Consider the following 23,943-nt stretch of genomic DNA (forward strand, 5'->3'; position numbering starts at 1 on the left):
TGATTTGAGCGGTCATGAGCTGTGCAACCCACATTCGGTCTTGGCGAGGCCGGCCCAGCGGCCACTTCGCGGATCGGCTCCAGGGGCGGGCTTGGCCGTGCACGGCGCACACCCGATGGACGGATAGCCCTCGTCGACAAGCGGATTCACCAAGATGGAGTGCTTCTCGATGTATTCCTGCATCTCATCGTCCGTCCACGCCGCGATCGGGTTGATCTTGACGAGGCCGAACGAGTCGTCGAACGAAATCAGTGGCGCGTTGGCGCGGGTCGGCGATTCGACGCGGCGAATGCCGGTGACCCACGCGTCGTAATTGCGCAAAGTGTTCTGCAGCGGAACGACTTTGCGGAGGAAGCAGCACCGACCGGGATCGCGGGCGAACAGGTCCTTGCCCTCCGCGACATCCTGCTCTGCGACACTGGCTTCGGCCTTTGCGTTGACGACGTTGACGCCGTACACCGCCTCCACCGCGTCACGCGTGCCGATGGTCTCGGCGAAGTGATAGCCGGTGTCCAGGAACAGCACGTCCACGCCGGGGTGTACTTGCGCGCCGAGGTGAACAAGGACGCCGTCCTGCATGTTCGACGCCACCGTGAAGTTGGTACCGAAGTTGTCTTCGGTCCACTGCAGCAATTCCAGGGCCGATGCGCCGTCGAGTTCGGCGGCGCCCTTCGCCGCGAGATCACGCAGCTCTACCTCGGACTTGGTGCGGGTGTGAGTCACTGTCATCGCAAATCATCCTCGTCAGCTCGGACGGCCCACTGTGCGAACCGCTCGCCTTCGTTCTTGTTCTTGATGAAGTTGCGCACAACCCGATCGATGTAGTCGCCGAGCTCCGGGCTGGTCACCTTGTGCTGCCGCAGCTTTCGACCGAAGGCGCTGTCGAAGCCGAGGCTGCCTCCTAGGTGAACCTGGAAGCCCTCCACTACATTCCCCTCGTCGTCGTCCATCAACTGACCCTTGAAGCCGATGTCGGCTACCTGGGACCGAGCGCACGAGTTGGGGCAACCGTTGATGTTGATGGTCACCGGCACGTCCAGCTGATCGTTGAGATCTGCCAGCCGCTGCTCCAGCTCCGGCACCAAAACCTGTGAGCGCTTGCGGGTTTCGGCGAACGACAGCTTGCAGAACTCGATGCCGGAGCAGGCCATCAGGTTCTTGCGCCAATGCGACGGGCGCGCAGGCAGATTGATCGCGTCCAGGTCGGCGATCAGGTCGTCGAGCTTGTCGTCGGGGACGTCGAGCACGATCAGCTTCTGGTACGGCGTGAAGCGGATCCGATCGGAGCCCGCTTTCTCGGCGATGTCGGCGACCTTGCTCAGGATGGTGCCGGACACGCGGCCCGCGATCGGGGCGACGCCGACGGCATTGAGGCCGTTCTTCAGCTTCTGCACACCGACGTGATCGATCGGGCGGGTGATCTGCTCGGGCGCGGGTCCGTCGATCAGTTTCCGCTTCAGGTATTCGGTTTCGAGAACCTCGCGGAACTTCTCGATGCCCCAGTCCTTGATCAGGAACTTCAGCCGCGCCTTCGACCGCAACCTGCGGTAGCCGTAGTCACGGAAGATGGAGACGACGCCTTCCCAGACGTCGGGAACCTCGTCGAGCGGAATCCACACGCCGACACGCTTGGCAAGCATCGGGTTGGTGGACAGACCGCCGCCGACCCACAGGTCGAGGCCGGGGCCGTGCTCGGGGTGGTTCACGCCGATGAAGGCGACGTCGTTGATCTCGTGGACCACGTCCTGCTGGCCCGAGATCGCGGTCTTGAACTTGCGCGGCAGGTTGGAGTATTCCTTCTTGCCGACGTAGCGCTTCACGATCTCGTCGATGGCCGGAGTGGGGTCGATGATCTCGTCGAGCGATTCACCCGCCAACGGCGATCCGAGGACCACGCGCGGGCAATCGCCGCACGCCTGAGTGGTCTTGAGGCCGACGCCTTCGATTCGCTTCCAGATCTCGGGGACGTTCTCCACCTCGATCCAGTGGAACTGGACGTTCTCGCGGTCCGAGATGTCCGCGGTATCGCGGCCGAATTCGGTGGAGATACCGCCGAGCGTGCGGAGCTGCGCAACGTTCAGTGCTCCGGCATCGCAGCGGATGCGCATCATGAAGTACTTGGCTTCGAGTAGATCGATGTTCTCGTCGCCGGTCCAGGTGCCGTCGTAGCCCTGCTCACGCTGGGTGTAAAGCCCCCACCAGCGCATCCGGCCGCGCAGATCGCCCTTGTCGATGCTGTCGAAGCCACCCTTGGCGTAGATGTTCTCGATGCGCGCGCGCACGTTGAGTGGGTGATCGTCCTTCTTCGCCTGCTCGTTGGCGTTGAGCGGCTCGCGGTAGCCGAGTGCCCACTGGCCCTCAGCCTTGCGCTTGACGGGCCGGGCGACGCGCTCGCGAGGGGCGACATCGGCGCGGGTTGCCGCTGTCTTGTGTGCCGCGCGTACGCGAGCCGAGGGCTCGGCGTGGGCACGGGTGTGACGCTCTGTCGGACCGGCGTCGGGTGTCGACGTCATGGAGATGGCTCCTGAAATTCGAGGTCGCCTGTGCGGTGGTGCGCGACGGGCTGGTCACGCTTGTTTCACCGCAGCCGGCGGGGGTTCGGCGTGGAACTCGAGAATTGCTGGCTGAACTACCGGGGGCTGCCGGGCAGACAACACGAGCTACAGACACGCTTGAGGTCGACGTGGCGACGCGCCACAAGTCGCACTCCGGGTCCGGTCATGGCCCCTATTGTGCCACGTCAGATCGGTCCGTCCGACCGCACGAACCTATTTCCCTCGATTTCGGGGGAAATGCCCAGGTGGTGGGAAGGCTGTCGAGTTGCGGGAGACTGGAGTGATGACCGGGCTGGTGGAGAGTGAACAACTCGAACGTGCGCTCCTCGCGCGACCTCGCAACTCGGCAGCACCGTTCGGCATCTACGTTCACGTGCCGTTCTGTGCGACACGCTGCGGCTATTGCGACTTCAACACCTACACGGCCGGTGAACTCGGCACGTCGGCGTCGCCACAGTCCTGGTTGGAAGGTTTGCGGTGCGAATTGGACCAGGCTGCGCGGTTGTTCGGCGACGCACCCGCCGCGGACACGGTTTTCGTCGGGGGCGGCACGCCGTCGTTGCTGGGCGGTGACGGCCTTGCCGAGGTGCTGGACGCGGTTCGTGGCACTTTCGGGCTCTCCGGTGGGGCGGAAGTGACCACCGAGTCGAATCCGGAGTCGACGTCTCCGCAGTTCTTCGATCGAATACGTGATTCCGGCTACACCCGGGTGTCGTTGGGTATGCAGTCGGCGGCGGCGCACGTATTGAAGGTGCTCGATAGGACGCACACGCCGGGCCGCGCGGTCGCGGCCGCCAAGGAGGCTCGAGCGGCAGGTTTCGAGCACGTCAACCTGGACCTGATCTACGGAACCCCCGGCGAACGGGACAGTGATCTCGATGCGTCGCTGGATGCGGTGCTCGCTGCCGGCGTCGACCATGTCTCCGCCTATGCGTTGATCGTCGAGGACGGTACGGCGCTGGCTCGCCGGGTGCGGCGAGGTGAACTGCCCGCCCCCGACGACGACGTTCTCGCGTCGCGCTACGAACGCATCGACTCGGCGCTGGCGGCAGCGGGACTGAGTTGGTACGAGGTGTCGAACTGGGCCGCCGACGCGGACGCGGTGTGCAAGCACAACATCGGCTACTGGGACGGCGGCGACTGGTGGGGTGCCGGACCTGGAGCGCACAGCCACGTGGCCGGCGTGCGCTGGTGGAACGTCAAGCATCCGGCCCGTTACGCGGAAACCCTTGCAGCGGGACAACTTCCGGTTGGCGGTTCGGAGGTGTTGACCGGCGCGGAACAGCACATGGAGCGAGTGATGCTGACGACGAGGCTGCGCAGCGGGCTGCCGCTCGATGCGCTGGATTCCGACGAGCGGGCAGCCGCCGACGCCGTGGTCGAGCGCGGTTTGCTGAGGCAGGCCGGGGAGCGGTTGATCTTGACCGATCGGGGCCGGTTGCTGGCCGACGGCGTCATCCGTGACGTGTTGCGCTGACGCTCATCTCACCGCTCAGGCTTCGAGTTCGAGCACCCTTGCGTGTAGGACCAGGCGATTTCGCAGTGCTGCGCGCACGGCGCGGTGGAGGCCATCTTCCAGGTAGATCACGCCTCGCCAGCGGACTGCATGCGGAAAGAGGTCGCCGTAGAAGGTGGAATCTTCCGACAGCAAGCGGTCGAGGGCCAGGACTCGGGTGGTGGTGACGATCTCGTCCAGTCGTACCTGGCGGGGCGGAATTTGCGACCACTCTCGGATCGACAGTCCGTGATCGGGGTAGGGCTTGCCGTCCATGGTCCCTTTGAAGATCATGCGGTGCCCTCGAGGATCATGGCGACAGCCTATGTCGTCGGGCGGCCGAAGCGGTTGTACCCACTAGACTGGATAGTTGCGGGCTATGTGAATCACCTCGACCGACGAGGATCTGCCCAGGTGACGGGAGGTGACCTTCGATGTCGAGTACTGACGACAGACGATTCGAGGTCCTTCGCGCAATCGTCGCCGACTACGTCTCCACCCAAGAGCCGATCGGCTCGAAAGCGCTGGTCGACCGACACAATCTGGGTGTTTCCAGTGCGACGGTCCGCAACGACATGGCCTTTCTCGAAGCCGAGGGCTACATCACGCAGCCGCACACCAGCTCGGGCCGAGTGCCCACGGACAAGGGTTATCGGCAGTTCGTCGATCGAATTGCAGAGGTCAAACCGCTTTCGCCTGCCGAACGTCGCGCGATTCTGGAGTTCCTGGATTCTGGCCTCGACCTCGACGACGTGTTGCGACGCGGTGTCCGACTGCTCGCTCAGCTGACCCGCCAAGTCGCGGTCGTGCAATATCCGACGCTGTCCGCGTCGTCGGTCCGCCACCTCGAGGTGGTCGCATTGACACCTGCGCGGTTGTTGCTGGTATTGATCACCGACACCGGCCGCGTCGATCAGCGCATGGTCGAGCTGGGCGACGTGATCGACGACGACGATCTGTCCAAGTTGCGTGCGTTGCTCGGCGGTGCGATGGAAGGCAAGAAGCTTTCCGAAGCCTCCGCCGCCGTTGCCACGCTCGCCGAGAACGCGCCGGAACACCTGCACGACGTCGTGATTCGGACGGCGACCGTGCTGGTCGAGAGCCTCGTCGAGCATCCGGAAGAACGCCTCGTGCTGGGCGGAACCGCTAATCTCACCCGCAACGCCGCCGATTTCGCCGGAGTCGCCGGGTTCCCCGGTTCGCTGCGGTCCGTACTCGAAGCGCTGGAAGAGCAGGTGGTTGTGCTCAAACTCATCGCCGCCGCGCAGCACCCCGGAACGGTGACCGTGCGGATCGGCGAAGAGACGCAGGTGGAGCAGATGCGCGGAGCATCGGTGGTGTCGACGGGTTACGGCGCGCAGGGCATGGTGTTGGGCAACATGGGCGTGCTGGGCCCGACGCGAATGGATTACCCGGGAACAATCGCCAATGTGGCCGCCGTTGCCAGATATATCGGCGAGGTACTGGCCGGAAGATAGCTTTTTCATGGATGGCACACAGTTTCGACAGTGGACAGTTAGGACGAGAGACTCAACGTGGCACGCGACTACTACGGAATGCTCGGTGTCGGGCGCAATGCGACCGACCAGGAGCTCAAGCGGGCGTACCGCAAGCTCGCGCGCGAGTTGCACCCCGACGTCAATCCCGACGAGGCGGCACAGGCCCGCTTCAAGGAAATCTCGACGGCGTACGAGGTGCTCACCGATCCGGAGAAGCGCCGGATCGTCGATCTCGGTGGCGATCCACTCGAATCCGGCGGCGGTGGTGGCGGTGGATTCGGCGGTGCCGGCTTCGGTGGGGGACTCGGCGACGTGTTCGAAGCCTTCTTCGGTGGCGGCGGCGGTGGCTCACGACGCCCTCGCGGTCGAGTGCAGCCCGGCGCCGACTCGCTGCTGCGCACCAAACTGACGCTCGACGAGTGCGCTGTGGGCGTGACCAAGCACATCACCGTCGACACCGCGATCCTCTGCGACGTGTGCACCGGCTCGGGAACCAACGGCAATTCCAAGCCCATCCGATGCGACACCTGCGGCGGCGCAGGCGAGGTGCAGAGCGTGCAGCGCTCGTTCCTCGGTCAGGTCATGACCTCGCGCCCCTGCCCGACCTGCCGCGGTGCCGGCGAAGTGATCCCCGATCCATGCCACAAGTGCGGCGGTGACGGTCGAGTCCGCGCCCGCCGCGACATCACCGCGAAGGTGCCCGCAGGCGTTGCCAGCGGGATGCGGATCCGGCTCGCTGCTCAGGGTGAGGTGGGCCCCGGCGGTGGTCCCGCAGGCGACCTGTACATCGAGGTGATCGAGCAACAGCACGAGGTGTTCGTCCGCGACGGCGACGATCTGCACTGCACCGTTCGCGTCCCGATGGTGGATGCGGCGCTGGGTACCACCGTGGTGATCGACACGATCATCGACGGGCCAACCGAGCTCACGGTGGAGCAGGGTACGCAGCCGAACGCGGTCAGCGTCATTCGGGGCCACGGGATGCCGAAGCTGCGTTCCGGTGTGCGCGGCGATCTGAACGTGCACCTCGAAGTGGTGGTGCCGAACAGGCTCGATCACAAGCAGGCCGATCTGCTGCGCGACTACAAGGGCCTGCGCGATCGCGAGCATGCCGAAGTGGTGACCACGTCGTCGGCACAGAGCGGTGGCTTGTTCTCCCGCCTGCGTGCCTCGTTCAGCGGTCGCTGACCAACGACCTCGATCGTGGCAGCCACTGTCTTCTACATCGAGCGGGTACCCGCGGTGGACGACATCGCGGTACTCGACGGCAAAGAAGGTCACCACGCCGCGACCGTCCGGCGTATCAAGGTGGGGGAGCGGCTGACCGTCTCGGACGGCGCGGGCGAGTTCGCCGATACGGTTGTGGTTGCGGCGCAACGTGATCGGCTCGACTTGACTGTCACCCGACGCTGGACTGTCGACCTGCCGAGGCCGACCGTGACGTTGGTGCAGGCGCTACCGAAGTCCGAGCGCTCGGAGTTGGCAGTCGAGTTGGCGACCGAGGCGGGCATCGACCGCATCGTCCCCTGGCAGGCATCTCGTTGCGTCGCACGGTGGGACGGGCCCAAGGCGCCCAAGGGAATTGCGAAGTGGCGCGCGGCAGCGCTGGCGGCGGCGAAGCAATCGCGGCGCGCGATCGTGCCGACCGTCGACGATCTGCACGACACGGCGGGCGTCGTCGAACTGGTACGCCGTGAGGTCGCTGACGGCAGTGTCGTTGCGGCACTGCACGAGTCGGCGAGTCATCGGTTCGCCGACCTTCCGGTTTCCGATGCGCCTGGTGTGGTATTGATCGTGGGACCCGAAGGCGGCCTCGACTCTTCCGAACTCGATCGGCTGATCGACGCCGGCGCCCGCACCGTGTTGCTAGGCCCCACCGTGCTGCGAACCTCGACCGCCGCCGCGGTGGCGTTGGGTGCGTTGGGCGTGCTCACCCGTCGCTGGGATTCGGCTCCGCCTCAATAACGCGACAACCTTCAGCGATGTCGCAGCGAGGGCTCGATGGTCAAGGCGAACGCGGGTGTGTCGATTCGAACGGGTGCCAGCGCCGTTTCGGTCGATGCGCCGGCCGCGGCATCCGCGCCGACGAAGATGCAGTGCCCGTTCGGATTGATCACCAGCCGTCCGCCGGTTGCCAGGTCGGGAACCGTGACCCGTGCGGCGCCATGGAGTTCGACGACGCTGTCCGGATCGATCGGGATCGCGGCGTGTACCCAGGGTGCAAGGAACGGATGGGCCGTCACCGTCGTCGTATCGGCTTCGGTCGTCACAGTCGGTGCGGGTAGTTGGACCGGTGACATCGGTCCGGTCAGCAGCGGTCCGACAACGCCGAAACCGTTCGCTGGTTGGTTCGGATCCGGCGTGACCGGATCGGCCTGGGCGAGCCCGGAGCCGAAGACGACGAACCCGGCGACGGCCAGTGTGAGCAGAGCAATTCGGTTGTGCACGCGCACATTTTGGCCCACTTCGCGCGCTATGGGCATGGTTGTGGTCACGCGGATTCGATCCTGACATCAGCGTCCCGAGAGGGCGGCCACAGCCCGAGCGAGGTCGTCGCCGTCGGGTAATTCACCCTCGGGGGTCAGCAGCGACAGCGTCGCAAACCCCTGCAGCAGAACGAAATACAACTGGGCGATCGATCGGGCCTGTTCGGAATTCAAGTCGGGATGCGTGGTACGCACTACGGCGGCGAGGTCGTCGTAGACCCCTCCGATCGAGTTGGTCATGTGCTGCTGGGCCTCCGGCGACCGCGCGATTCGGGACCCGTTCTCGAAGCTGAGCATCAGGCCGTCGCGGTTGCGCTCGAGCACGTCGCGCATACCGTTCCACGTCGCTGCGAATGCTTCGGGCAGCGACTGGGTGGCACCCGTGTCTCGGATCAGGGTCTCCATCGCATCCCCGATGCCACTGCCCAACGACTCGTTGAGCGCTTCGGTTATCAATCGATCCTTCGACCCGAAGTGGTAGCCGATGGCGGCGAGGCTCACCCCGGCGGCAGTCGCGATATCGCGCGCCGTCGTGTTCGCCAGACCGTGCTCGAGGATCGCCTTTCGAGCGCCTGCCATGAGGTCTTCTCGATTTCCCATGCGCTGACTCTAGCGGTCGCTGACACATTCGTGTTAGACATATGTCTGACACATTCGTACAACAGGTTGGACGTCGTCATGAACCAGAATCGAACCCCGCTGAACGTGCTGGTCTGCGGCGGCGGCATCGCAGGAAACGCGGTAGCGCTGCAACTGATCCGAGCGGGAATCCGCACCACGGTTGTCGAGCGCTCCGCCGGTCCGCGTCCGGGCGGGCAGGCCGTCGACCTGCGCGGCCCGAGCCGTAAAGTCGCGCAGCGGATGGGCCTCATGCCCGGCGTCCGCGCACGGCAGCTGGACGAACGCGGCATGTCCTACGTCGACGGGCAGGGGCGCGAATTCGCGCGCATGTCGATGGAGATGCTCGACGGCAAGGGGCCCGTTGCCGACATCGAGATCACTCGCGGCGACCTCAATCAAGTGTTGCTCGACCAGATCGACGCCGCCGGCGGCGTCGACTACCGCTACGGCGAGTGGGTCGGTGCGGTGCGGCAGAACGACGACGGCATGGACGTGACCTTCGCCTCCGGGGCGAACGGCAGGTTCGACCTGGTGATCGGTGCCGACGGTGTGCATTCGGCTTTGCGAGGCATGGTGTTCGGTCCGGAGGAGCAGTTCGCGACCAACCTCGGCGGCTACATGTCGTTCTTCACCATCCCGACACCCGAGAACATCCAGCAGGGTTGGCTTTCGATGCACACGGTCCCGAACGCCTCGGTCGCGATCCGCGCCGACTACGACCCCTCGACCTCGAAAGCTGTCATCACCGTGCGCGCACCGGCCGACCCGACACTTCGTCGCGACGTCGACGCGCAACGACGGCTGATTCGCGAGCATCTCGCAACCGCGCGCTGGGAAGCGCCGACCGTCCTCGACGCCATGAACAGCGCCGACGACTTCTATTTCGACGAGCTTGCCCGTGTGGACATGCCGAGTCTGTCGAAGGGCAGCGCGACGCTGCTCGGCGACGCCGGGTACTGCGGCTCGCCGCTCACGGGGCAAGGCACCGCCATGGCGCTCGTCGGCGCCTACGTCCTTGCCGGCGAAATCGCAGCCGACCCCGACGACGTTGCGGCTGCGCTGGCCCGTTACGAAGAGGCGGTACGTCCGTTGCTTGCCACAGCGCAGGAGGTGCCCGGCGGCGGCGTGAAGTTCATGTTGCCCAAGACGTCATTCGGTGTGCGGATCGGCCGGGTGGCGATGCGGGTCATGACGAGTAGGCCGATGCGTCCGCTGTTGGTCAAGATGATGACGGACACCGACGACTACACGTTGCCGAGTTACACCGATCCCGCCGTCGCGCCGTGACGACCCTTCTGCCCGCGGCTTAACCAGTGGGCGTCGTCCGATGCGAGAGTTAGACTTTCGGTAGAAGAGTCGGCAGAACTGCCGAGAGAGAGGCGAGCGCCACCACGTGAGTGCACAAAGCGACATCGGCGAGTCTTCGAAGGCCACCCCGAGCGGCAACGCTGCAGGTCAAGCGCGGACGGTCCGGTCCGTAGTCGAGCTTTCCTCCGACGCCGTCTTTCCGTTCCTCGGTTCGGCCGATGCAAATCTTCGGCAATTGGAACAGGTACTGGACGCCGACATTCACGTTCGCGGCAACGCTGTGACGCTCACCGGTGCAGGTCCGGACGTCGCGCTCGCCGAGCGTGTCGTCGGTCAGCTGGCAGCTCTGGTCGAACGCGGACAACCGATCACACCGGAGGCCGTGCGGCACACGTATTCGATGCTCACGCAGGGCGTTTCCGAGTCGCCCGCGGAAGTGTTGAGCCTCGACATTCTGTCGCGGCGCGGCAAGACGATCCGCCCGAAGACGCTGAACCAGAAGCGCTACGTCGACGCGATCGATGCCAACACAGTGGTTTTCGGCATCGGCCCGGCAGGCACCGGTAAGACGTACCTGGCGATGGCCAAGGCGGTGCAGGCCCTGCAGACGAAGCAGGTCACCCGCATCATCCTGACCCGGCCCGCCGTCGAGGCGGGGGAGCGGCTCGGCTTTCTCCCTGGCACGCTGAACGAAAAGATCGACCCGTACCTACGGCCGCTGTACGACGCGCTGCACGACATGATGGATCCGGAGGCGATCCCGAAACTGATGGCCGCCGGCGTCATCGAGGTCGCACCGCTCGCGTACATGCGTGGCCGCACCCTCAACGATGCGTTCATCATTCTCGACGAGGCGCAGAACACCACGGCCGAGCAGATGAAGATGTTCCTCACACGGTTGGGCTTCGGCTCGAAGATCGTGGTCACCGGCGACGTCACGCAGGTGGACCTCGGTGGTGGCGCGCGCTCGGGTCTGCGCGCGGCGGCGGACATCCTCACCGATATCGACGATATTCATTTTGCCCAGCTGACCAGCAGTGACGTGGTGCGGCATCGCCTGGTTGCCGACATCGTCGACGCGTATGAGCGGTTCGAGTCCGAAGGCGAGCGTCCGGCGCTGGGCAATCGAACTCAGCGTCGCGCAGCTCAGTCGCGCACAGCGCGGCGTTGAGGTTGGCGGGTCTGTCGGATCAGGGCCGATAGGGTGAGACCGGACAGTACCGGACTGCCCGCCCATCGATCCCGAGGATTGCAGCTATGAGTATCGAGGTCTCGAACGAATCGGGGATGGATGTCTCCGAGTCGGACTTGATCAGCGTCGCGCGATTCACGATCGCCCGGATGGACGTGCATCCGGCGGCGGAACTGTCGATGGTGCTCGTCGATCTCGACACCATGGCCGATCTGCACGTGCGATGGATGGACCTCCCAGGCCCCACCGACGTCATGTCTTTCCCGATGGACGAGTTGGAGCCGGGCGGCCGCCCGGACAGTCCCGAACCCGGCCCGTCGATGCTGGGCGACATCGTCTTGTGCCCGGCGTTCGCGTTCGGCCAGGCCAAGCAGGCTGGGCATTCGTTGGCGCACGAACTCGCCTTGCTGACCGTGCACGGTGTGCTGCACCTCTTGGGCTACGACCACGCCGAGCCGGACGAAGAGAAGGAAATGTTCGGCCTCCAGAATCAACTGCTCGCCGACTGGGAAGACAGTGTGCGGCAAGCCGCCCGCGCAGCAGCACTTGCCGAGCGCGATGCGCGACTGCTCGGTAAGGCCGGATTCTTCGACCGTCCCGACGACGCCCACCGGTGAGCGACTGCAGTGAGTAGTCCTCTGGCGCTGATCGTCCTCGCGGTTCTGCTGGTTCCGGCCGGCGGTGCTTTCGCCGCAGTCGATTCCGCCCTCAACACTATTTCGCCAGCGCGCGTCGAAGAGATGGCGAGAGTCAACCGTGCGGGTGCCGCTCGCCTGATTCGAATCGTGTCGGATCGGCCGCGCTATATCAATCTCGTTGTGCTGCTGCGCATCCTGTGCGAGATCACATCGACTGTGCTCCTTGCGGGCGCGCTGATCGATCTGATCGGGACGGTGTGGGCTCTGGTCGTCACCGCGGTGGTGATGGTGCTGGTCGACTACATGGTGATAGGTGTCGGTCCGCGAACGCTCGGCCGCCAGCACGCGTACACGATCGCGCTGGTCGCGTCGCTGCCGATGCAGGCGATCGGTGCGTTGCTGGGGCCGGTGAGCAGACTGCTGATCCTCATCGGTAACGCGATCACGCCGGGTAGGGGATTTCGCAACGGCCCCTTCGCATCCGAGATCGAGTTGCGTGAGCTGGTCGACATGGCACAGGAACGCGGTGTGGTCGCCGACGGTGAGCGCCGCATGATCCAGTCCGTGTTCGAACTCGGCGACACCTCCGCCCGCTCGGTGATGGTGCCCCGTACCGAGATGGTGTGGATCGAGTCGAACAAGACGGCGGGCCAGGCGACATCGCTGGCCGTGCGCAGCGGCCATTCCCGGATACCTGTCATCGGTGAGAATGTCGACGACATCTTGGGCGTCGTGTACCTCAAAGACCTTGTGCAGCAGACGTACTACTCCACCGATCGGGGACGCGAGGTGAGCGTGTCGCAGGCGATGCGGCCTGCGGTCTTCGTCCCCGACTCGAAAGCCCTCGACAGCCTGCTCGCCGAAATGCAGCGCGATCGCAATCACATGGCGTTGCTGGTCGACGAATACGGCGGTATCGCAGGGCTTGTCACGATCGAGGACGTCCTCGAGGAGATCGTCGGCGAGATCGCGGACGAGTACGACACCGACGAGACGGCGCCCATCGAGCAGCTCGGCGTCGGCGAATACCGACTGTCGTCGCGGCTGTCGATCGACGATCTCGGCGAGTTGTTCGACATCGAAATCGACGAGGACGATGTCGAGACCGTCGGCGGCCTACTGGGTTACGCGCTGGGTCGCGTTCCGCTGCCCGGCTCGGAGGCTGAAAGCCATGGGCTGTTGCTCTACGGCGAAGGTGGCACCGATACCCGAGGCCGCGTGCGCGTGCACACGGTGCTGGTCCGGCGGGCGCCCTCGATGGACGACGATTCACACGACACCGACGACAAGGGACGCGATGACTGAGCCGAACGCCGAAGACCAGAAGCTCGTGGTGCTCGCTCGCGGGGCACAGGGTCGCAGTGGTGGATCCGAGGGCGCCGCGGTCCGCGACCTCGACGGGAGAACCTATGCGGCCGGGCAGGTCTCGCTGCCGTCGCTGTCGTTGACGGCGTTGCAGGCCGCTGTGGCGGCGGCGGTGTCGAGTGGTGCCGAAGGGTTCGAGGCCGCGGTGATCGTCGGTGGAGGTGCCAATGATCCCGGCGTGCACGCTGTGCGCGATCTGACCGCGTCCGCCGTGGTCAGCATCGTGGGAACCGACGGTTCGCTCACCGAGGTGCCCCGTGGCTGACTCCGAATTTCGTTCCGGCTTCGTCTGTTTCGTCGGCCGGCCCAACACCGGCAAGTCGACGCTGACGAATGCTCTTGTCGGATCGAAGATCGCGATCACGTCGTCGCGACCGCAGACCACCCGACACACCATCCGCGGCATCGTGCACCGCGATCATGCACAGCTGATCCTCGTCGACACCCCCGGATTGCACCGTCCCCGAACACTGTTGGGCCAGCGGCTCAACGATTTGGTGCGGGACACGTACTCCGAGGTCGACGTCATCTGCCTGTGTATTCCAGCGGACGAGGCGATCGGTCCCGGCGACCGTTGGATCGTGACCCAGGTGCGCCAGATGGCGCCGAAGACCACGCTGGTGGGCATTGTCACCAAGATCGACAAGGTGGGGCGGCAGAAGGTCGCCGAACAGCTGATGGCGCTCTCGAATCTGCTCGGGCCGGACTGCGAGGTGATCCCGGTATCGGCACAATCCGGCGAACAGGTCGAACTGCTGGTCGATGTGCTGGCGAAGGCGATGCCGGAGGGTCCCGCGTTCTATCCGGACGGCGAGCTGACCGACGAGCCCGAAGAGACGCTGATGGCCGAGTTGATTCGCGAAGCCGCGCTGGAAGGACTCGGCGACGAACTCCCGCACTCGTTGGCCGTGGTGATCGAGGAGATCACCGAGCACGAGAGCCGCGACACCGTGTCCAAAACCGGTCGCTCCGCTCCACCGATGTTGCACGTGCACGCATTGCTCTACGTCGAACGCTCGAGTCAGAAGGGCATCGTCATCGGCAAGGGCGGTGCGCGCCTCAAAGAGGTGGGCACCAACGCGCGCAAGCAGATCGAGAAGATTCTGGGCACCAAGATCTACCTCGACCTGCATGTGAAGATCGCCAAGGATTGGCAGCGCGATCCGAAGCAGCTCGGCAGGCTCGGCTTCTAACGCGCTAACGAGCGAGCAGCGCGATCAAAGCAGCGGAGATATCGTCGTCCTTCGATCCGGTTGCCAAGCGCCGCAACTGAAGACCCGTGATCGTCGCGACGAGTGTCGGCGCCAGCTGCTCCGCGTTCGGCACGCCGAGCGCCTCGAGGATGCTGACCGTGAGCTTGTCGTAGGCGGCGAAGCATTCGCCTGCGGCACCGCGTAGCGATCGATCACGACCGGCGTGCAGGTAGAGCTCGAACGTTGCGAATTGGACTTCGGTGAACGAGAAGTCCTGCGCGATTCGCGCCGTGATCTGCGCTGCGTGGGCAAGATCGATCGTGGTGTCGCGGTACTGCTCGGCGAGCTCCTGCATACGCACGGTCTCCTTGCTCGCGTAGCCGAGCAGGGCCTCCTGCAGGAGATCGCTCTGGGTGGGGAAGTGGTAGGTGATCGATCCCAGCGACACCTTTGCCTGCGCCGCGATCCTCCGGTTCGATACGGCCCCAACGCCATCCGTAGCAACGATGGTCAGCGCAGCGGCGAGGATCCGATCGCGAGCACTCACCCCAGCCACCACGGATCGGGTCGTTGCAGGTCCCAGCGCAGTACCGATTCCAGTTGTGCGGCAAGCGATACCAGGAGTGGTTCGGTATTCGCATTGCCCATCAACTGTGCTCCCACCGGCAGACCGTCGGCGGTGAACCCGCCGGGGATCGCGACGCTCGGCCAGCCCAGCACGTTCCACGGCCATGCGTACGGGCAGGCGTTGGTGATCAGCTTGTTGATGCCCCACGAGCTCAGTCCGTCCGGAGCGTGCAGCGCAGGCGGTGGCGTGCCGGTCGATGGCGCGATCACCACGTCGAAGTCTCGGTAGATGCGGCCGACCTGCTTGTGCAGCAACGGTTCCAATCGTGTCACCGCTTGCAACGGACCGTTGCGGAGGACCTTACCGAGCCGTGCGTTGGACAGGGTGTGCGGATCCAGCTTCGACGGATCCGCAAGGTCGCGCGTCCAGTTGTCGATACCGGCCATGGATCGGGGCATGAAGTTGGCGCCGATCTGCGGGCCGTAGATCGGGTCGGCGACGGTGACCTGATGACCCAGCGACCGCAGTGCGGTGACGACGCGTTCGACTCCGGCCTTCACTTCGGGATGCAGGGATGTTCGGGTGGCGGTGAAGGGGCGACGGTACGAGAGGGCGATTCGCAGGACGCCAGGATCCCGACCGACGGCATCGCTGACCGTGAGCGGCTCGGGCGTATGCAGATCGCCGGCGTGGTTTCCGGCGGCCACATCGAAGAGCAAGGCGGCGTCGGCAACGGTCCTGGTGAGAGGCCCGTTGACGGTGAGTCCGTAGAAGGATTCGGGTTCCGGCCAGGTGGAGATGCGGCCACGTTGCGGCTTGATGCCGAACAGATTTGTCCACGCGGCGGGGATACGGATCGATCCGGCGCCGTCCGAACCGAGCGCGGCGGGCACCAAGCCGGCGGCGACGGCGGCACTGCTGCCACCCGACGATCCGCCTGGCGTGTGATCGGCGCTCCACGGATTGCGGGTGTAGCCGAATCCGGGTCCGCTGGTGAACGGCCACTGGCCGATCTCGCAGGCGTTGGTCTTGCCGACGATGACAGCACCGGCCGCGCGGAGGCGTCGCACGGCTTCTGCGTCTTGGAGCTTGACAGGGAAGTCGCCGACTCGGCCGAATGCCGTCGGTTCGCCTGCGACGTCGGTGTCGTCCTTCACCGCGATCGGGACGCCGAGCAGCGGCGGCCGATCGCCTGCTGCGAAGCGGGCGTCCGCCGCAGCGGCTTCGGCGAGGGCTTTCTCTCGTCGGACGATCTTGAATGCGTTCAGGTTGGGCTGGCTCGCGTCGATGCGGTCGAGTGAGTCGGATACGGCCTGCACAGAGGTCAGTGTGCCTGCGGCGATGGCCGATGCAGTCTCCTGCAGGCCTAGATCCTGAGTCTGTCGTGAGTTTCCGACCGTCACCGTGTGCTCCGTTTCTCGATTCTGTTCGTTCGAACGAACAGTAGCAGCACTCGCGTGCGTGGCCTCGCGCCTAACGGGTTCTGTCGGACCCTCGTGGGAAACTGGAAACGGCCGTTTCGAGTGGGTGCTGGGTGAATAGAACTGCGAGGTGAGTGCTGTGCGGGTCTATCGAGACAATGCTGTGGTGTTGCGCCAGCACAAACTCGGCGAAGCCGATCGCATCGTCACGTTGCTCACCCGGCAGCACGGGTTGGTACGGGCCGTCGCGAAGGGGGTGCGTCGGACTCGGTCCAAATTCGGGGCCCGGCTCGAGCCGTTCGCGCACATCGACGTGATGCTCTATCCCGGCCGCAACCTCGACATCGTCACCCAGGTGCACACCGTCGACGCGTTTGCCGGCGACATTGTCAACGACTACGGCCGCTACACCACGGCGTGCGCGATCCTCGAAACCGCCGAGCGGCTCGCGGGCGAGGAGCGGGCACCCGCGCTCCAACTGCACCGGCTGACCGTCGGCGCGCTGCGAGCGGTGGGGGAGCAATCGCGGCCGTCGGAGCTGGTACTCGATGCTTTTCTGTTGCGCGCCATGGGCTTTGCCGGCTGGGCGCCCTCGCTCGAAGAATGTGCACGGTGCGCGAACCCCGGTCCGCACCGTGCCTTTCACGTTGCTGCCGGCGGCGCGGTGTGCGTGCATTGCAGGCCGCCCGGTGCCGCGACACCCGCGCCCGGTGTGCTGGATCTGATGGACGCTCTCTATCGCGGCGACTGGGAATACACCGAAACCACCACTGCGAACGTCCGTCGTCAAGCGAGTGGATTGGTGGCCGCTCACCTGCAGTGGCATCTCGAACGACAGCTGCGGACGCTGCCGCTCATCGAGCGTGCGAAGCCGCATGCCACGCCGCTGGTCGACGTCGTGCAGGATGGACATCGTGATTCGACGCAACGAACCGCAAGCTCGGCCTGACCGCGTCATTCGGCCGCCGGACCCGCATCCGTCGGGTGCCCGCGCGCCGATACTGCAGCCGGAGTTGATTCCACGGCACGTGGCTCTCGTCATGGACGGAAACGGTCGCTGGGCGCAGGATCGCGGGCTACCTCGCACTGCTGGGCACGAGCGTGGCGAGGCCGTCCTGATGGACACGGTGGAGGGGTGCATCGAGATCGGTGTCACCTGGCTGTCGGCCTACGCGTTCTCGACCGAGAACTGGCGACGCAGCCCGGAGGAAGTCCGCTTTCTCATGGGCTTCAACCGCGACGTGATTCGCCGACGACGCGACGAGATGCACGAAATGGGTGTCCGAGTGCGATGGGCGGGGCGCCGACCCCGCCTGTGGCGCAGCGTGATCAAGGAGCTCGAGATCGCGGAAGAGTTGACCAAGGACAACACCGTGATGAACCTGACGATGTGCGTCAATTACGGTGGTCGTGCCGAAATTGCCGATGCTGCACGGGAAATCGCGCGTCTCGCGGCGGCGGGCAAGCTCGATCCCGAGCGGGTCAACGAGGCGACCATCGCGAAGTATCTCGACGAGCCGGACATGCCGGATGTCGACCTGTTCCTCCGGCCGTCAGGTGAGTTGCGGTCGTCGAACTTCATGTTGTGGCAGTCGGCGTACGCCGAATTCGTGTTCCAGCACAAGCTGTTTCCCGATTTCGATCGCCGAGACCTGTGGGCCGCGTGTGTCGAGTTCGCCTCACGCGATCGTCGATTCGGGGGAGTCAAATGAGCGACAACGCCGCAAGCGAACTGCAGACGCGAGCGCAAGAAGCGTTGTCGCACATGATGGAAGTGCGCGTCACCGAGGATGGATCGGTGGGTTTCGAGTACGGCGGTGCGCTGTGCTCGCTGCGCGCGGTCACGTTGTCGCCGGGTCTCGACGTGCTGTCGTTGACGTGCGTGCTGGCGTGGGATCGCCCGCTCCGTGCGGCGCTGACGAAGCGAGTCGCCGATCGCAACAATGCGCTGCAGTTCGGTTCCATCACCGTGATCGGCAACGGAAAGTTGGCGGACGTGATCATGCGTTACACGTTCCCTGGAACCGGTCTCAGCGACGAGGCGCTCACCACGATGTTGCTGCTGGTGCTCTCCGGAGTCGACCGCAGCCGTCAGGGCTTGGTGCCCTGAGTTTTTGGATGTGACAGCCGACATGGAGCGCGCCGCATACATCGATCGGGCTCGGTCGCTGCTCGACGGTGTCGCCGACCGTCGGGTAATTCTCGGCATCACCGGTGCGCCCGGTGCGGGGAAGAGCACGTTCGCGCAGTGGCTGGTGCAGGCGCTGGCCGATGCAGGTATCGAGGTCGCGTACGTTCCGATGGACGGATTTCACCTGGCCACAACGGAATTGGTTCGCCTCTGCCGAGCCGACCGCAAAGGTGCGCCGGATACTTTCGACGTCGGTGGCTATCGCGCTCTGTTGCAACGAGTTCGTGGTGAACGTGCGGACATCTGGGCGCCGTCGTTCGATCGAACGCTCGAGGAACCGGTTGCCGGTGCGGTTCCGATCGCAGCTGATTGTCGTCTGGTCGTCACCGAAGGGAACTATCTGCTCCACGACGATGGCGGGTGGGCCGATATCCGGCCGCAGCTCGACGAAGTCTGGTTCTGCCTCGCTGCAGACGACGTTCGGCTGCAGCGATTGATCGCGCGTCGGGTGGAATTCGGTCAGGATCCGATCGCGGCGGATGCCTGGGCGCGGGGCAGCGATCAGCGCAACGCTGACTTGGTGGCTGCGACAGCAGCGCGCGCCGACCTGATCGTGTCGGTGGATTAGGCGCTAGCGTGATTACGTGACTCTTTCCACGGAAGATCGTCTGGCCATCCACGAACTCGTCGCGCTGCACGGACATCTCGTCGACGACCACCAGCCGGAGCGCCTCGACGAATTGTTCACTGCCGACGCGGTTCTCGACATCGAGCAGTTCGGCTACGGAACCATCCGCGGCCTCGCTCGGCTACGCGAAGTGTTTGCCGGGCGAGAAGGGCACCCGATCGGACACCACACCACCAACACCATCGTCACGGTGTCCGCGGATGGAACGGTGCGGGCGCGCTCGAAAGGATTCGGCGTCAACGCGGACGGCACGGCAGGGACCACCGTCTACGACGACGTCGTCACCGCAACTCCGAACGGGTGGCGGATCGCGCACCGCACGGTAGTCAAACGCGAGTAGCGATCACGCTGCCGCGCAGGTGCGGCAGGTGCCGAAGATTTCGATGGTGTGACTGACGTCGGTGAAGCCGTTCTGCTCGGCGATCGACTGTGACCACTGCTCCACCGCCGGCCCCTCCACCTCGACCGTGAAGCCGCAGTTGCGGCAGACCAGGTGATGGTGGTGGCCAGACGAACAGCGCCGATAGACGGATTCGCCGGTGTCCGTGCGCAATACGTCCACGGCTCCGGCGTCGGCCATGGTCTGCAAGGTGCGGTAGACGGTGGTCAGCCCGATGCCGCCGCCGCGCTTACGCAATTCGTCGTGCAGCTCTTGGGCCGAGCGGAACTCATCGGTGTCGTCGAGCAGGGCCGAGATGGCGCTGCGTTGCTTGGTGCTGCGGACACCGACGGTCACCGATCCGGTTTTGTCTGGCAACTCTCAACCTTCCTGAGCGTGGGCGACGGCGTCGACGACGATGTGCGCGAGGTGATCGTCCACCAACTCGTAGAGAACTTCGCGGCCGTTGCGCTCGCCGCGCACCACGCCGGCGGCCTTCAGCACCCGTAGATGTTGGCTGATCAGCGGTTGCGTCACGCCCAGCGCCCCGACCAGTTCGTGGACGCATCGACCCGACTCGCGTAGCTGCAGCACGATCGCAATTCGCACCGGAGCCGCCAGCGCGCGCAACAGTTCACCGGCGGCGACCAGAGTCTGCTTGTCGGGTACGGCTGCGGGAGCGGTCGCCGCGAACGGATCGCGGGTGTGTTCGACGATCTCGATGTCGTCGGGTTCAGCAGTCGCCATGTGGCCCTCCTGCGCTGGATTCGTACGAAACAACAGCTTATTGCAAATCGATTCCATTTTGATATGCATAGGTGCGCATGTCAAACACGATCCGTGTCGCCCATGTCCAGACCACCTGGTTTCGGCGGATAGGCTTGGTCGGTCCCAATTCCAACCGACCCGGCATCTATTCGCCAGATGGAGAGCTCGAGACGTGGCCCCCAAATCCAAAGTCGACACCGTTGCCAACCTCGCCAAGCGCAGGGGCCTGGTGTTCCAGTCCGGCGAGATCTACGGCGGCACCAAGTCGGCATGGGATTACGGGCCGCTCGGCGTCGAGCTCAAGGACAACATCAAGAAGCAGTGGTGGCGGTCCATGGTCACCAGCCGCGAAGACATCGTCGGCCTCGACTCGGCCGTGATCCTGCCCCGGCCGGTGTGGGTGGCGTCGGGTCACGTCGGCGTCTTCAACGATCCGCTGGTCGAGTGCCTGAACTGCCACAAGCGGCACCGCCAGGATCACCTGCAGGAGGCGTACGCGGAGAAGAAGGGCCTCGACGACCCGGACGCGATCGGTATGGACCTGATCGGCTGCCCCGACTGCGGCACCGTCGGCCAGTGGACCGAGCCCCGCGACTTCAACATGATGCTCAAGACCTACCTCGGCCCGGTCGAGTCGGAGGAGGGCATGCACTATCTGCGACCCGAGACCGCGCAGGGCATCTTCGTGAACTTCGCGAACGTGGTCACCACGTCGCGCCGCAAGCCGCCGTTCGGCATCGCCCAGATCGGCAAGAGCTTCCGCAACGAGATCACGCCCGGCAACTTCATCTTCCGCACGCGGGAGTTCGAGCAGATGGAGATGGAGTTCTTCGTCAAGCCCGGCGAGGACGCGGAGTGGCACCAGTATTGGATCGATCAGCGCTTCGGCTGGTACACCGGCCTGGGCATCGACCCGGAGAACCTGCGGCTCTACGAGCACCCGAAGGACAAGCTGTCCCATTACTCCACGCGCACAGTCGATATCGAGTATCGCTTCCGCTTCCAGGGCAGCGAATGGGGTGAGCTGGAGGGCGTCGCGAACCGTACGGACTTCGATCTGAAGACGCACTCGGAGCATTCGGGCGCCGACCTGAGCTACTACGACCAGGCCAACAACGAGCGCTACACGCCGTACGTGATCGAGCCTGCGGCCGGTCTGACGCGCTCGTTGATGGCGTTCCTGGTCGACGCGTACGCCGAGGACGAGGCACCGAATGCCAAGGGCGGCATCGACAAGCGCACGGTGCTGCGACTCGATCGTCGACTTGCGCCGGTCAAGGCGGCAGTACTTCCGTTGTCCCGCAACGCCGATCTGACGCCGAAGGCAAAGGATCTCGCTGCCGCGCTGCGCCAGAACTGGAACGTGGAGTTCGACGATGCCGGCGCGATCGGCCGTCGCTACCGTCGGCAGGACGAGATCGGCACACCGTTCTGCATCACTGTCGATTTCGACACGCTGGAGGATCAAGCCGTCACCGTTCGCGAGCGCGATTCGATGGCGCAGGAGCGGGTCTCGCTCGATCAGGTGGAGGGGTACCTCGCGCAGCGGTTGATCGGGTCCTAGCTAGCTCGAGATTCTGCGGAGCTGGATGATGCGGAACTCGCGGTGCCCCGCGAGTTCGTATTCCATCTCGTAGCCCGGCCAGAACTCGACGATTGCGTCCCACGCGAGCTTGCGCTCGACGCCGTCGATCAGCCGCACCGACGCCTGGAACATTTCCTTGCCGAGTCGGACGGTGGCGGTCTCGGCATTCATCAGGTTCACGGTCCAGACCGGGTGCTTCGGGCGACCCCAGTTGGATCCAGTTACCAGGTACGAATCGTCGTCGTACGGCACGTAGAGCAGCGACGTGGTCCTCGGCAGGCCGGTCCTACGGCCGAGGACGGTGATCTGGATCGACGGGAGACCGGCAATTCCGACGACGCTGACGCGATCGTTGGTCAGGCGGCGAACAGTCGCTTCGGTCCAGGTGATCTGCGGTGCCAGTCGCATCAGCCAGGGGTAGGTGCCGATGCGCCGTGCGACCTTCTGAATCGGGTTGCGGCTCATTCCGCCAGGTTAAGTGGGCATCAGCTCGAGTCCCGCATCGAACCAGGGTGACAATCGCCACCCTGCTGTGCGGCGAGCCGTTCTGTGTGGTTGTGTGCCGGTGTTTACGCGGGGACGGGCGCCCCGCGGTTGTTGGCGGGTATGGGTTCTCGGAATCGGTCACGTTGCACGGGCGGGATGAACCACGGGTGACGGTCCTCGCCCATGACAACTTGCCAGCCGCTGTGATGAATCATCCGGTGGTGAAACCGGCAGAGCAGGACCAGATTATCCAGATCTGTGGGTCCGCCATCTGCCCAGTGTTTGACATGATGCCCGTCGCACCACGACGGGGGCCGCCCGCAGCCCGGAAAGGCGCACCCGTGATCCCGAGCCACCAACGCCCGCCGCAGTTTCCGCGAAATCACTTTGGTAGTTCGACCCAAATCGATCGGGGTGCCGTTCTCGTCCAACAAAATCGGTGACAGGGTGCAGTCACACGCCAACCGACGAACCGTATCGACGGACAAGGGGCCCATCCACGGCGTCCAGCCGACATCGGTGGCGGCGAACATCTCCTGGTAGGCGCCACGATCCGCGGCCGGCTTGCCTGAGCCGGACTTGTCGACGAGATCGTTGGCGTTGATGTGGACGTGTAGGTGTGGGCGTTCGTTGCCTTCGTCGGGTCCGCACGCGGCATCGTGGTAGCGGCGCAGCACCTCGGTGAACGCGTCCGCGCGGCGTTGGGCTGGGGTGCGTCGGTCGGGTTCGGCATCGGAGGTGGGTCGTGGTTTCGACAACGGGGACAACGCGGAGAGCAGCATCTCCCCGGTTTCGGCATCGACATCACCCTTGAGCAGGACCCGCCCGTTGCTGGTGGGGGAGGCGAAGAACTCGTTGCGATCAAGGTCTTCGGCGGGTGGCGGATCATCGGTCTCGAAGACCTGCTTCAACTTTACGACCGCACCCCGCAACACCCGAGTATCCCGATCGCGAGCAGCATCCAACAGAAACTTCAGAGCGGCGGGTGCCGCCTCGGCAGGCATCGCCGCCGGGGGTCGTTCCATGAAATTGATCACCATCGCCGCATGATCGGCACAGATGTCGTCGGCTTCGAACGCGGCCCGCACCTCCGGACTACTCCGCAACGCATCCGCACGCCGTTCGATCCGAACCGCCTCACGGGTGTTCAACGATGTGTTGCACGCCAACCACGCCGCGACACCCGTGTACCCGGACGGGACCGCACCGCGCTCGTTCATGTCGCTGATCAACCGGTACCGCAACGCTTCGAAACCATGAATCGCGGAGCACACCTCGATCAGAGACGACGCCAACGCGTCGTCGGTCAGCTGCCACGACTCGCAGCTCACCGACCTGATCTCCTCGAGAACCTCCCCTAACCCCATGAGTGAATTGTATCGAGACCCTCCGACACGAAACTCCTGAAACTGTTGGGACTCAAGAGATTAAAGAGAATGAACCCGCGCGCACTGTGAGTGAAGTTGGGTGCTCTGGCACCCAACTTCACTCACAGGCTGCACTGGATCTTGCGCACTCCTATGCACCCAGCTGGTTCACCTGTCGGGATGCCGAATCTCCGACGC

The 23,943-nt window shown here is 64.8% G+C and carries 28 protein-coding genes; 16 read left to right on the forward strand and 12 right to left on the reverse strand.

Annotation, left to right across the window (positions count from 1 at the left end):
* Positions 1-12: 12 nt before the first annotated feature.
* From FOY51_RS10800 to FOY51_RS27960, 3 genes are all read right to left on the reverse strand, one after another.
* Positions 13-729: a phosphoadenylyl-sulfate reductase gene (locus tag FOY51_RS10800; RefSeq protein ID WP_149430237.1), complete on the reverse strand. Its 717-nt coding sequence runs from the start codon at positions 727-729 to the stop codon at positions 13-15.
* Positions 726-2,513, reverse strand: coding sequence for a nitrite/sulfite reductase (locus FOY51_RS10805; protein WP_149430238.1), 1,788 nt, complete (start codon positions 2,511-2,513; stop codon positions 726-728). Before FOY51_RS10805 ends, FOY51_RS10800 begins: the two co-directional genes overlap by 4 nt.
* A 116-nt stretch (positions 2,514-2,629) precedes the next feature.
* Positions 2,630-2,722 (reverse strand): Ms4527A family Cys-rich leader peptide, encoded by a 93-nt coding sequence (locus FOY51_RS27960; RefSeq protein ID WP_353961364.1) that lies wholly within the window; start codon positions 2,720-2,722, stop codon positions 2,630-2,632.
* Positions 2,723-2,838: 116 nt separating this feature from the next.
* Between FOY51_RS27960 and hemW the strand changes: the two genes are divergently transcribed.
* The gene (hemW, locus tag FOY51_RS10810; protein WP_149430239.1) at positions 2,839-4,032 is read left to right on the forward strand and encodes a radical SAM family heme chaperone HemW; all 1,194 of its coding nucleotides are present in this window, start codon (positions 2,839-2,841) and stop codon (positions 4,030-4,032) included.
* Between the two features lie 15 nt (positions 4,033-4,047).
* Here hemW and FOY51_RS10815 read toward each other — a convergent pair whose 3' ends face one another.
* Positions 4,048-4,344 carry a type II toxin-antitoxin system VapB family antitoxin gene (locus tag FOY51_RS10815; RefSeq protein ID WP_149430240.1) on the reverse strand — a complete coding sequence of 99 codons (297 nt, stop codon included), beginning with the start codon at positions 4,342-4,344 and terminating at the stop codon, positions 4,048-4,050.
* A 140-nt stretch (positions 4,345-4,484) separates the two neighbouring features.
* Between FOY51_RS10815 and hrcA the strand changes: the two genes are divergently transcribed.
* From hrcA to FOY51_RS10830, 3 genes are read left to right on the forward strand one after another with little or no spacing between them, the layout of a single operon-like run.
* Positions 4,485-5,528: a heat-inducible transcriptional repressor HrcA gene (hrcA, locus tag FOY51_RS10820; protein ID WP_149430241.1), complete on the forward strand. Its 1,044-nt coding sequence runs from the start codon at positions 4,485-4,487 to the stop codon at positions 5,526-5,528.
* Positions 5,529-5,585: 57 nt separating this feature from the next.
* A complete protein-coding gene (dnaJ, locus tag FOY51_RS10825; protein WP_149430242.1) occupies positions 5,586-6,737 on the forward strand; it encodes a molecular chaperone DnaJ in 1,152 nt (383 codons plus the stop codon).
* Between the two features lie 15 nt (positions 6,738-6,752).
* Positions 6,753-7,514: a 16S rRNA (uracil(1498)-N(3))-methyltransferase gene (locus tag FOY51_RS10830; RefSeq protein ID WP_149430243.1), complete on the forward strand. Its 762-nt coding sequence runs from the start codon at positions 6,753-6,755 to the stop codon at positions 7,512-7,514.
* 11 nt (positions 7,515-7,525) lie between these two features.
* Here FOY51_RS10830 and FOY51_RS10835 read toward each other — a convergent pair whose 3' ends face one another.
* Positions 7,526-8,044, reverse strand: a complete 519-nt coding sequence (locus FOY51_RS10835; RefSeq protein ID WP_149430244.1) for a hypothetical protein — start codon at positions 8,042-8,044, stop codon at positions 7,526-7,528.
* An 18-nt stretch (positions 8,045-8,062) separates the two neighbouring features.
* Positions 8,063-8,635, reverse strand: coding sequence for a TetR/AcrR family transcriptional regulator (locus tag FOY51_RS10840; RefSeq protein WP_149430245.1), 573 nt, complete (start codon positions 8,633-8,635; stop codon positions 8,063-8,065).
* Positions 8,636-8,713: 78 nt separating this feature from the next.
* On the opposite strand from FOY51_RS10840, the gene FOY51_RS10845 reads away from it, so the two are divergent.
* The 6 genes from FOY51_RS10845 to era all read left to right on the forward strand — a co-directional run bounded on the left by FOY51_RS10845 (position 8,714) and on the right by era (position 14,352).
* Positions 8,714-9,943: an FAD-dependent monooxygenase gene (locus FOY51_RS10845; protein ID WP_149430246.1), complete on the forward strand. Its 1,230-nt coding sequence runs from the start codon at positions 8,714-8,716 to the stop codon at positions 9,941-9,943.
* Positions 9,944-10,049: 106 nt separating this feature from the next.
* Positions 10,050-11,135, forward strand: coding sequence for a PhoH family protein (locus FOY51_RS10850; RefSeq protein WP_149430247.1), 1,086 nt, complete (start codon positions 10,050-10,052; stop codon positions 11,133-11,135).
* An 86-nt stretch (positions 11,136-11,221) separates the two neighbouring features.
* A complete protein-coding gene (gene ybeY, locus FOY51_RS10855) occupies positions 11,222-11,773 on the forward strand; it encodes an rRNA maturation RNase YbeY (protein ID WP_149430248.1) in 552 nt (183 codons plus the stop codon).
* Positions 11,774-11,782: 9 nt separating this feature from the next.
* Positions 11,783-13,099 (forward strand): hemolysin family protein, encoded by a 1,317-nt coding sequence (locus FOY51_RS10860; RefSeq protein ID WP_149430249.1) that lies wholly within the window; start codon positions 11,783-11,785, stop codon positions 13,097-13,099.
* Positions 13,092-13,424, forward strand: a complete 333-nt coding sequence (locus tag FOY51_RS10865) for a cytidine deaminase-like protein (protein WP_149430250.1) — start codon at positions 13,092-13,094, stop codon at positions 13,422-13,424. The genes FOY51_RS10860 and FOY51_RS10865 overlap by 8 nt, the downstream gene beginning before the upstream one ends.
* Positions 13,417-14,352 carry a GTPase Era gene (gene era, locus FOY51_RS10870; protein ID WP_149430251.1) on the forward strand — a complete coding sequence of 312 codons (936 nt, stop codon included), beginning with the start codon at positions 13,417-13,419 and terminating at the stop codon, positions 14,350-14,352. The genes FOY51_RS10865 and era overlap by 8 nt, the downstream gene beginning before the upstream one ends.
* Before the next feature lie 4 nt (positions 14,353-14,356).
* Here the strand turns inward: era and FOY51_RS10875 are convergent, their stop codons facing one another.
* Together FOY51_RS10875 and FOY51_RS10880 are read right to left on the reverse strand one after the other, a co-directional pair.
* Positions 14,357-14,908, reverse strand: coding sequence for a TetR/AcrR family transcriptional regulator (locus FOY51_RS10875; protein WP_149430252.1), 552 nt, complete (start codon positions 14,906-14,908; stop codon positions 14,357-14,359).
* A complete protein-coding gene (locus FOY51_RS10880; RefSeq protein WP_149430253.1) occupies positions 14,896-16,323 on the reverse strand; it encodes an amidase in 1,428 nt (475 codons plus the stop codon). The genes FOY51_RS10875 and FOY51_RS10880 overlap by 13 nt, the downstream gene beginning before the upstream one ends.
* Positions 16,324-16,480: 157 nt before the next feature.
* Here FOY51_RS10880 and recO point away from each other — a divergent pair, with 157 nt between their 5' ends.
* From recO to FOY51_RS10905, 5 genes are read left to right on the forward strand one after another with little or no spacing between them, the layout of a single operon-like run.
* Positions 16,481-17,290, forward strand: coding sequence for a DNA repair protein RecO (gene recO, locus FOY51_RS10885; protein ID WP_149430435.1), 810 nt, complete (start codon positions 16,481-16,483; stop codon positions 17,288-17,290).
* Positions 17,256-18,053 carry an isoprenyl transferase gene (locus FOY51_RS10890; RefSeq protein ID WP_187776269.1) on the forward strand — a complete coding sequence of 266 codons (798 nt, stop codon included), beginning with the start codon at positions 17,256-17,258 and terminating at the stop codon, positions 18,051-18,053. The genes recO and FOY51_RS10890 overlap by 35 nt, the downstream gene beginning before the upstream one ends.
* Positions 18,050-18,451, forward strand: coding sequence for a YbjN domain-containing protein (locus FOY51_RS10895; RefSeq protein ID WP_149430254.1), 402 nt, complete (start codon positions 18,050-18,052; stop codon positions 18,449-18,451). The genes FOY51_RS10890 and FOY51_RS10895 overlap by 4 nt, the downstream gene beginning before the upstream one ends.
* Before the next feature lie 10 nt (positions 18,452-18,461).
* The gene (locus FOY51_RS10900) at positions 18,462-19,100 is read left to right on the forward strand and encodes a nucleoside/nucleotide kinase family protein (protein WP_235916247.1); all 639 of its coding nucleotides are present in this window, start codon (positions 18,462-18,464) and stop codon (positions 19,098-19,100) included.
* Positions 19,101-19,116: 16 nt separating this feature from the next.
* Positions 19,117-19,500: a nuclear transport factor 2 family protein gene (locus FOY51_RS10905; protein ID WP_149430255.1), complete on the forward strand. Its 384-nt coding sequence runs from the start codon at positions 19,117-19,119 to the stop codon at positions 19,498-19,500.
* 3 nt (positions 19,501-19,503) lie between these two features.
* On the opposite strand, the gene FOY51_RS10910 is transcribed toward FOY51_RS10905, so the two are convergent.
* Together FOY51_RS10910 and FOY51_RS10915 are read right to left on the reverse strand one after the other, a co-directional pair.
* Positions 19,504-19,917: a Fur family transcriptional regulator gene (locus tag FOY51_RS10910; protein ID WP_149430256.1), complete on the reverse strand. Its 414-nt coding sequence runs from the start codon at positions 19,915-19,917 to the stop codon at positions 19,504-19,506.
* Positions 19,918-19,920: 3 nt separating this feature from the next.
* Positions 19,921-20,286, reverse strand: coding sequence for an ArsR/SmtB family transcription factor (locus tag FOY51_RS10915; protein WP_149430257.1), 366 nt, complete (start codon positions 20,284-20,286; stop codon positions 19,921-19,923).
* A 193-nt stretch (positions 20,287-20,479) separates the two neighbouring features.
* Between FOY51_RS10915 and FOY51_RS10920 the strand changes: the two genes are divergently transcribed.
* Positions 20,480-21,871: a glycine--tRNA ligase gene (locus FOY51_RS10920; RefSeq protein ID WP_149430258.1), complete on the forward strand. Its 1,392-nt coding sequence runs from the start codon at positions 20,480-20,482 to the stop codon at positions 21,869-21,871.
* Here FOY51_RS10920 and FOY51_RS10925 read toward each other — a convergent pair whose 3' ends face one another.
* On the reverse strand, positions 21,872-22,357 hold the full coding sequence (locus FOY51_RS10925; protein WP_149430259.1) for a nitroreductase family deazaflavin-dependent oxidoreductase: 486 nt from the start codon (positions 22,355-22,357) through the stop codon (positions 21,872-21,874). It lies immediately after the preceding gene.
* A gap of 104 nt (positions 22,358-22,461) precedes the next feature.
* Positions 22,462-23,745: an HNH endonuclease signature motif containing protein gene (locus FOY51_RS10930; RefSeq protein WP_149430260.1), complete on the reverse strand. Its 1,284-nt coding sequence runs from the start codon at positions 23,743-23,745 to the stop codon at positions 22,462-22,464.
* Between the last annotated feature and the right edge of the window lie 198 nt (positions 23,746-23,943).

This window comes from Antrihabitans cavernicola, from assembly GCF_008297975.1.
Classification (GTDB): domain Bacteria; phylum Actinomycetota; class Actinomycetes; order Mycobacteriales; family Mycobacteriaceae; genus Antrihabitans; species Antrihabitans cavernicola.

Coding starts and splice junctions, on each gene's coding strand:
- FOY51_RS10800 (WP_149430237.1), bottom strand. CDS start 729: ATGACAGTGACTCACACCCGCACCAAGTCCGAGGTAGAGCTGCGTGAT.
- FOY51_RS10805 (WP_149430238.1), bottom strand. CDS start 2,513: ATGACGTCGACACCCGACGCCGGTCCGACAGAGCGTCACACCCGTGCC.
- FOY51_RS27960 (WP_353961364.1), bottom strand. CDS start 2,722: ATGACCGGACCCGGAGTGCGACTTGTGGCGCGTCGCCACGTCGACCTC.
- hemW (WP_149430239.1), top strand. CDS start 2,839: ATGACCGGGCTGGTGGAGAGTGAACAACTCGAACGTGCGCTCCTCGCG.
- FOY51_RS10815 (WP_149430240.1), bottom strand. CDS start 4,344: ATGATCTTCAAAGGGACCATGGACGGCAAGCCCTACCCCGATCACGGA.
- hrcA (WP_149430241.1), top strand. CDS start 4,485: ATGTCGAGTACTGACGACAGACGATTCGAGGTCCTTCGCGCAATCGTC.
- FOY51_RS10840 (WP_149430245.1), bottom strand. CDS start 8,635: ATGGGAAATCGAGAAGACCTCATGGCAGGCGCTCGAAAGGCGATCCTC.
- FOY51_RS10845 (WP_149430246.1), top strand. CDS start 8,714: ATGAACCAGAATCGAACCCCGCTGAACGTGCTGGTCTGCGGCGGCGGC.
- ybeY (WP_149430248.1), top strand. CDS start 11,222: ATGAGTATCGAGGTCTCGAACGAATCGGGGATGGATGTCTCCGAGTCG.
- FOY51_RS10865 (WP_149430250.1), top strand. CDS start 13,092: ATGACTGAGCCGAACGCCGAAGACCAGAAGCTCGTGGTGCTCGCTCGC.
- FOY51_RS10895 (WP_149430254.1), top strand. CDS start 18,050: ATGAGCGACAACGCCGCAAGCGAACTGCAGACGCGAGCGCAAGAAGCG.
- FOY51_RS10915 (WP_149430257.1), bottom strand. CDS start 20,286: ATGGCGACTGCTGAACCCGACGACATCGAGATCGTCGAACACACCCGC.
- FOY51_RS10925 (WP_149430259.1), bottom strand. CDS start 22,357: ATGAGCCGCAACCCGATTCAGAAGGTCGCACGGCGCATCGGCACCTAC.
- FOY51_RS10930 (WP_149430260.1), bottom strand. CDS start 23,745: ATGGGGTTAGGGGAGGTTCTCGAGGAGATCAGGTCGGTGAGCTGCGAG.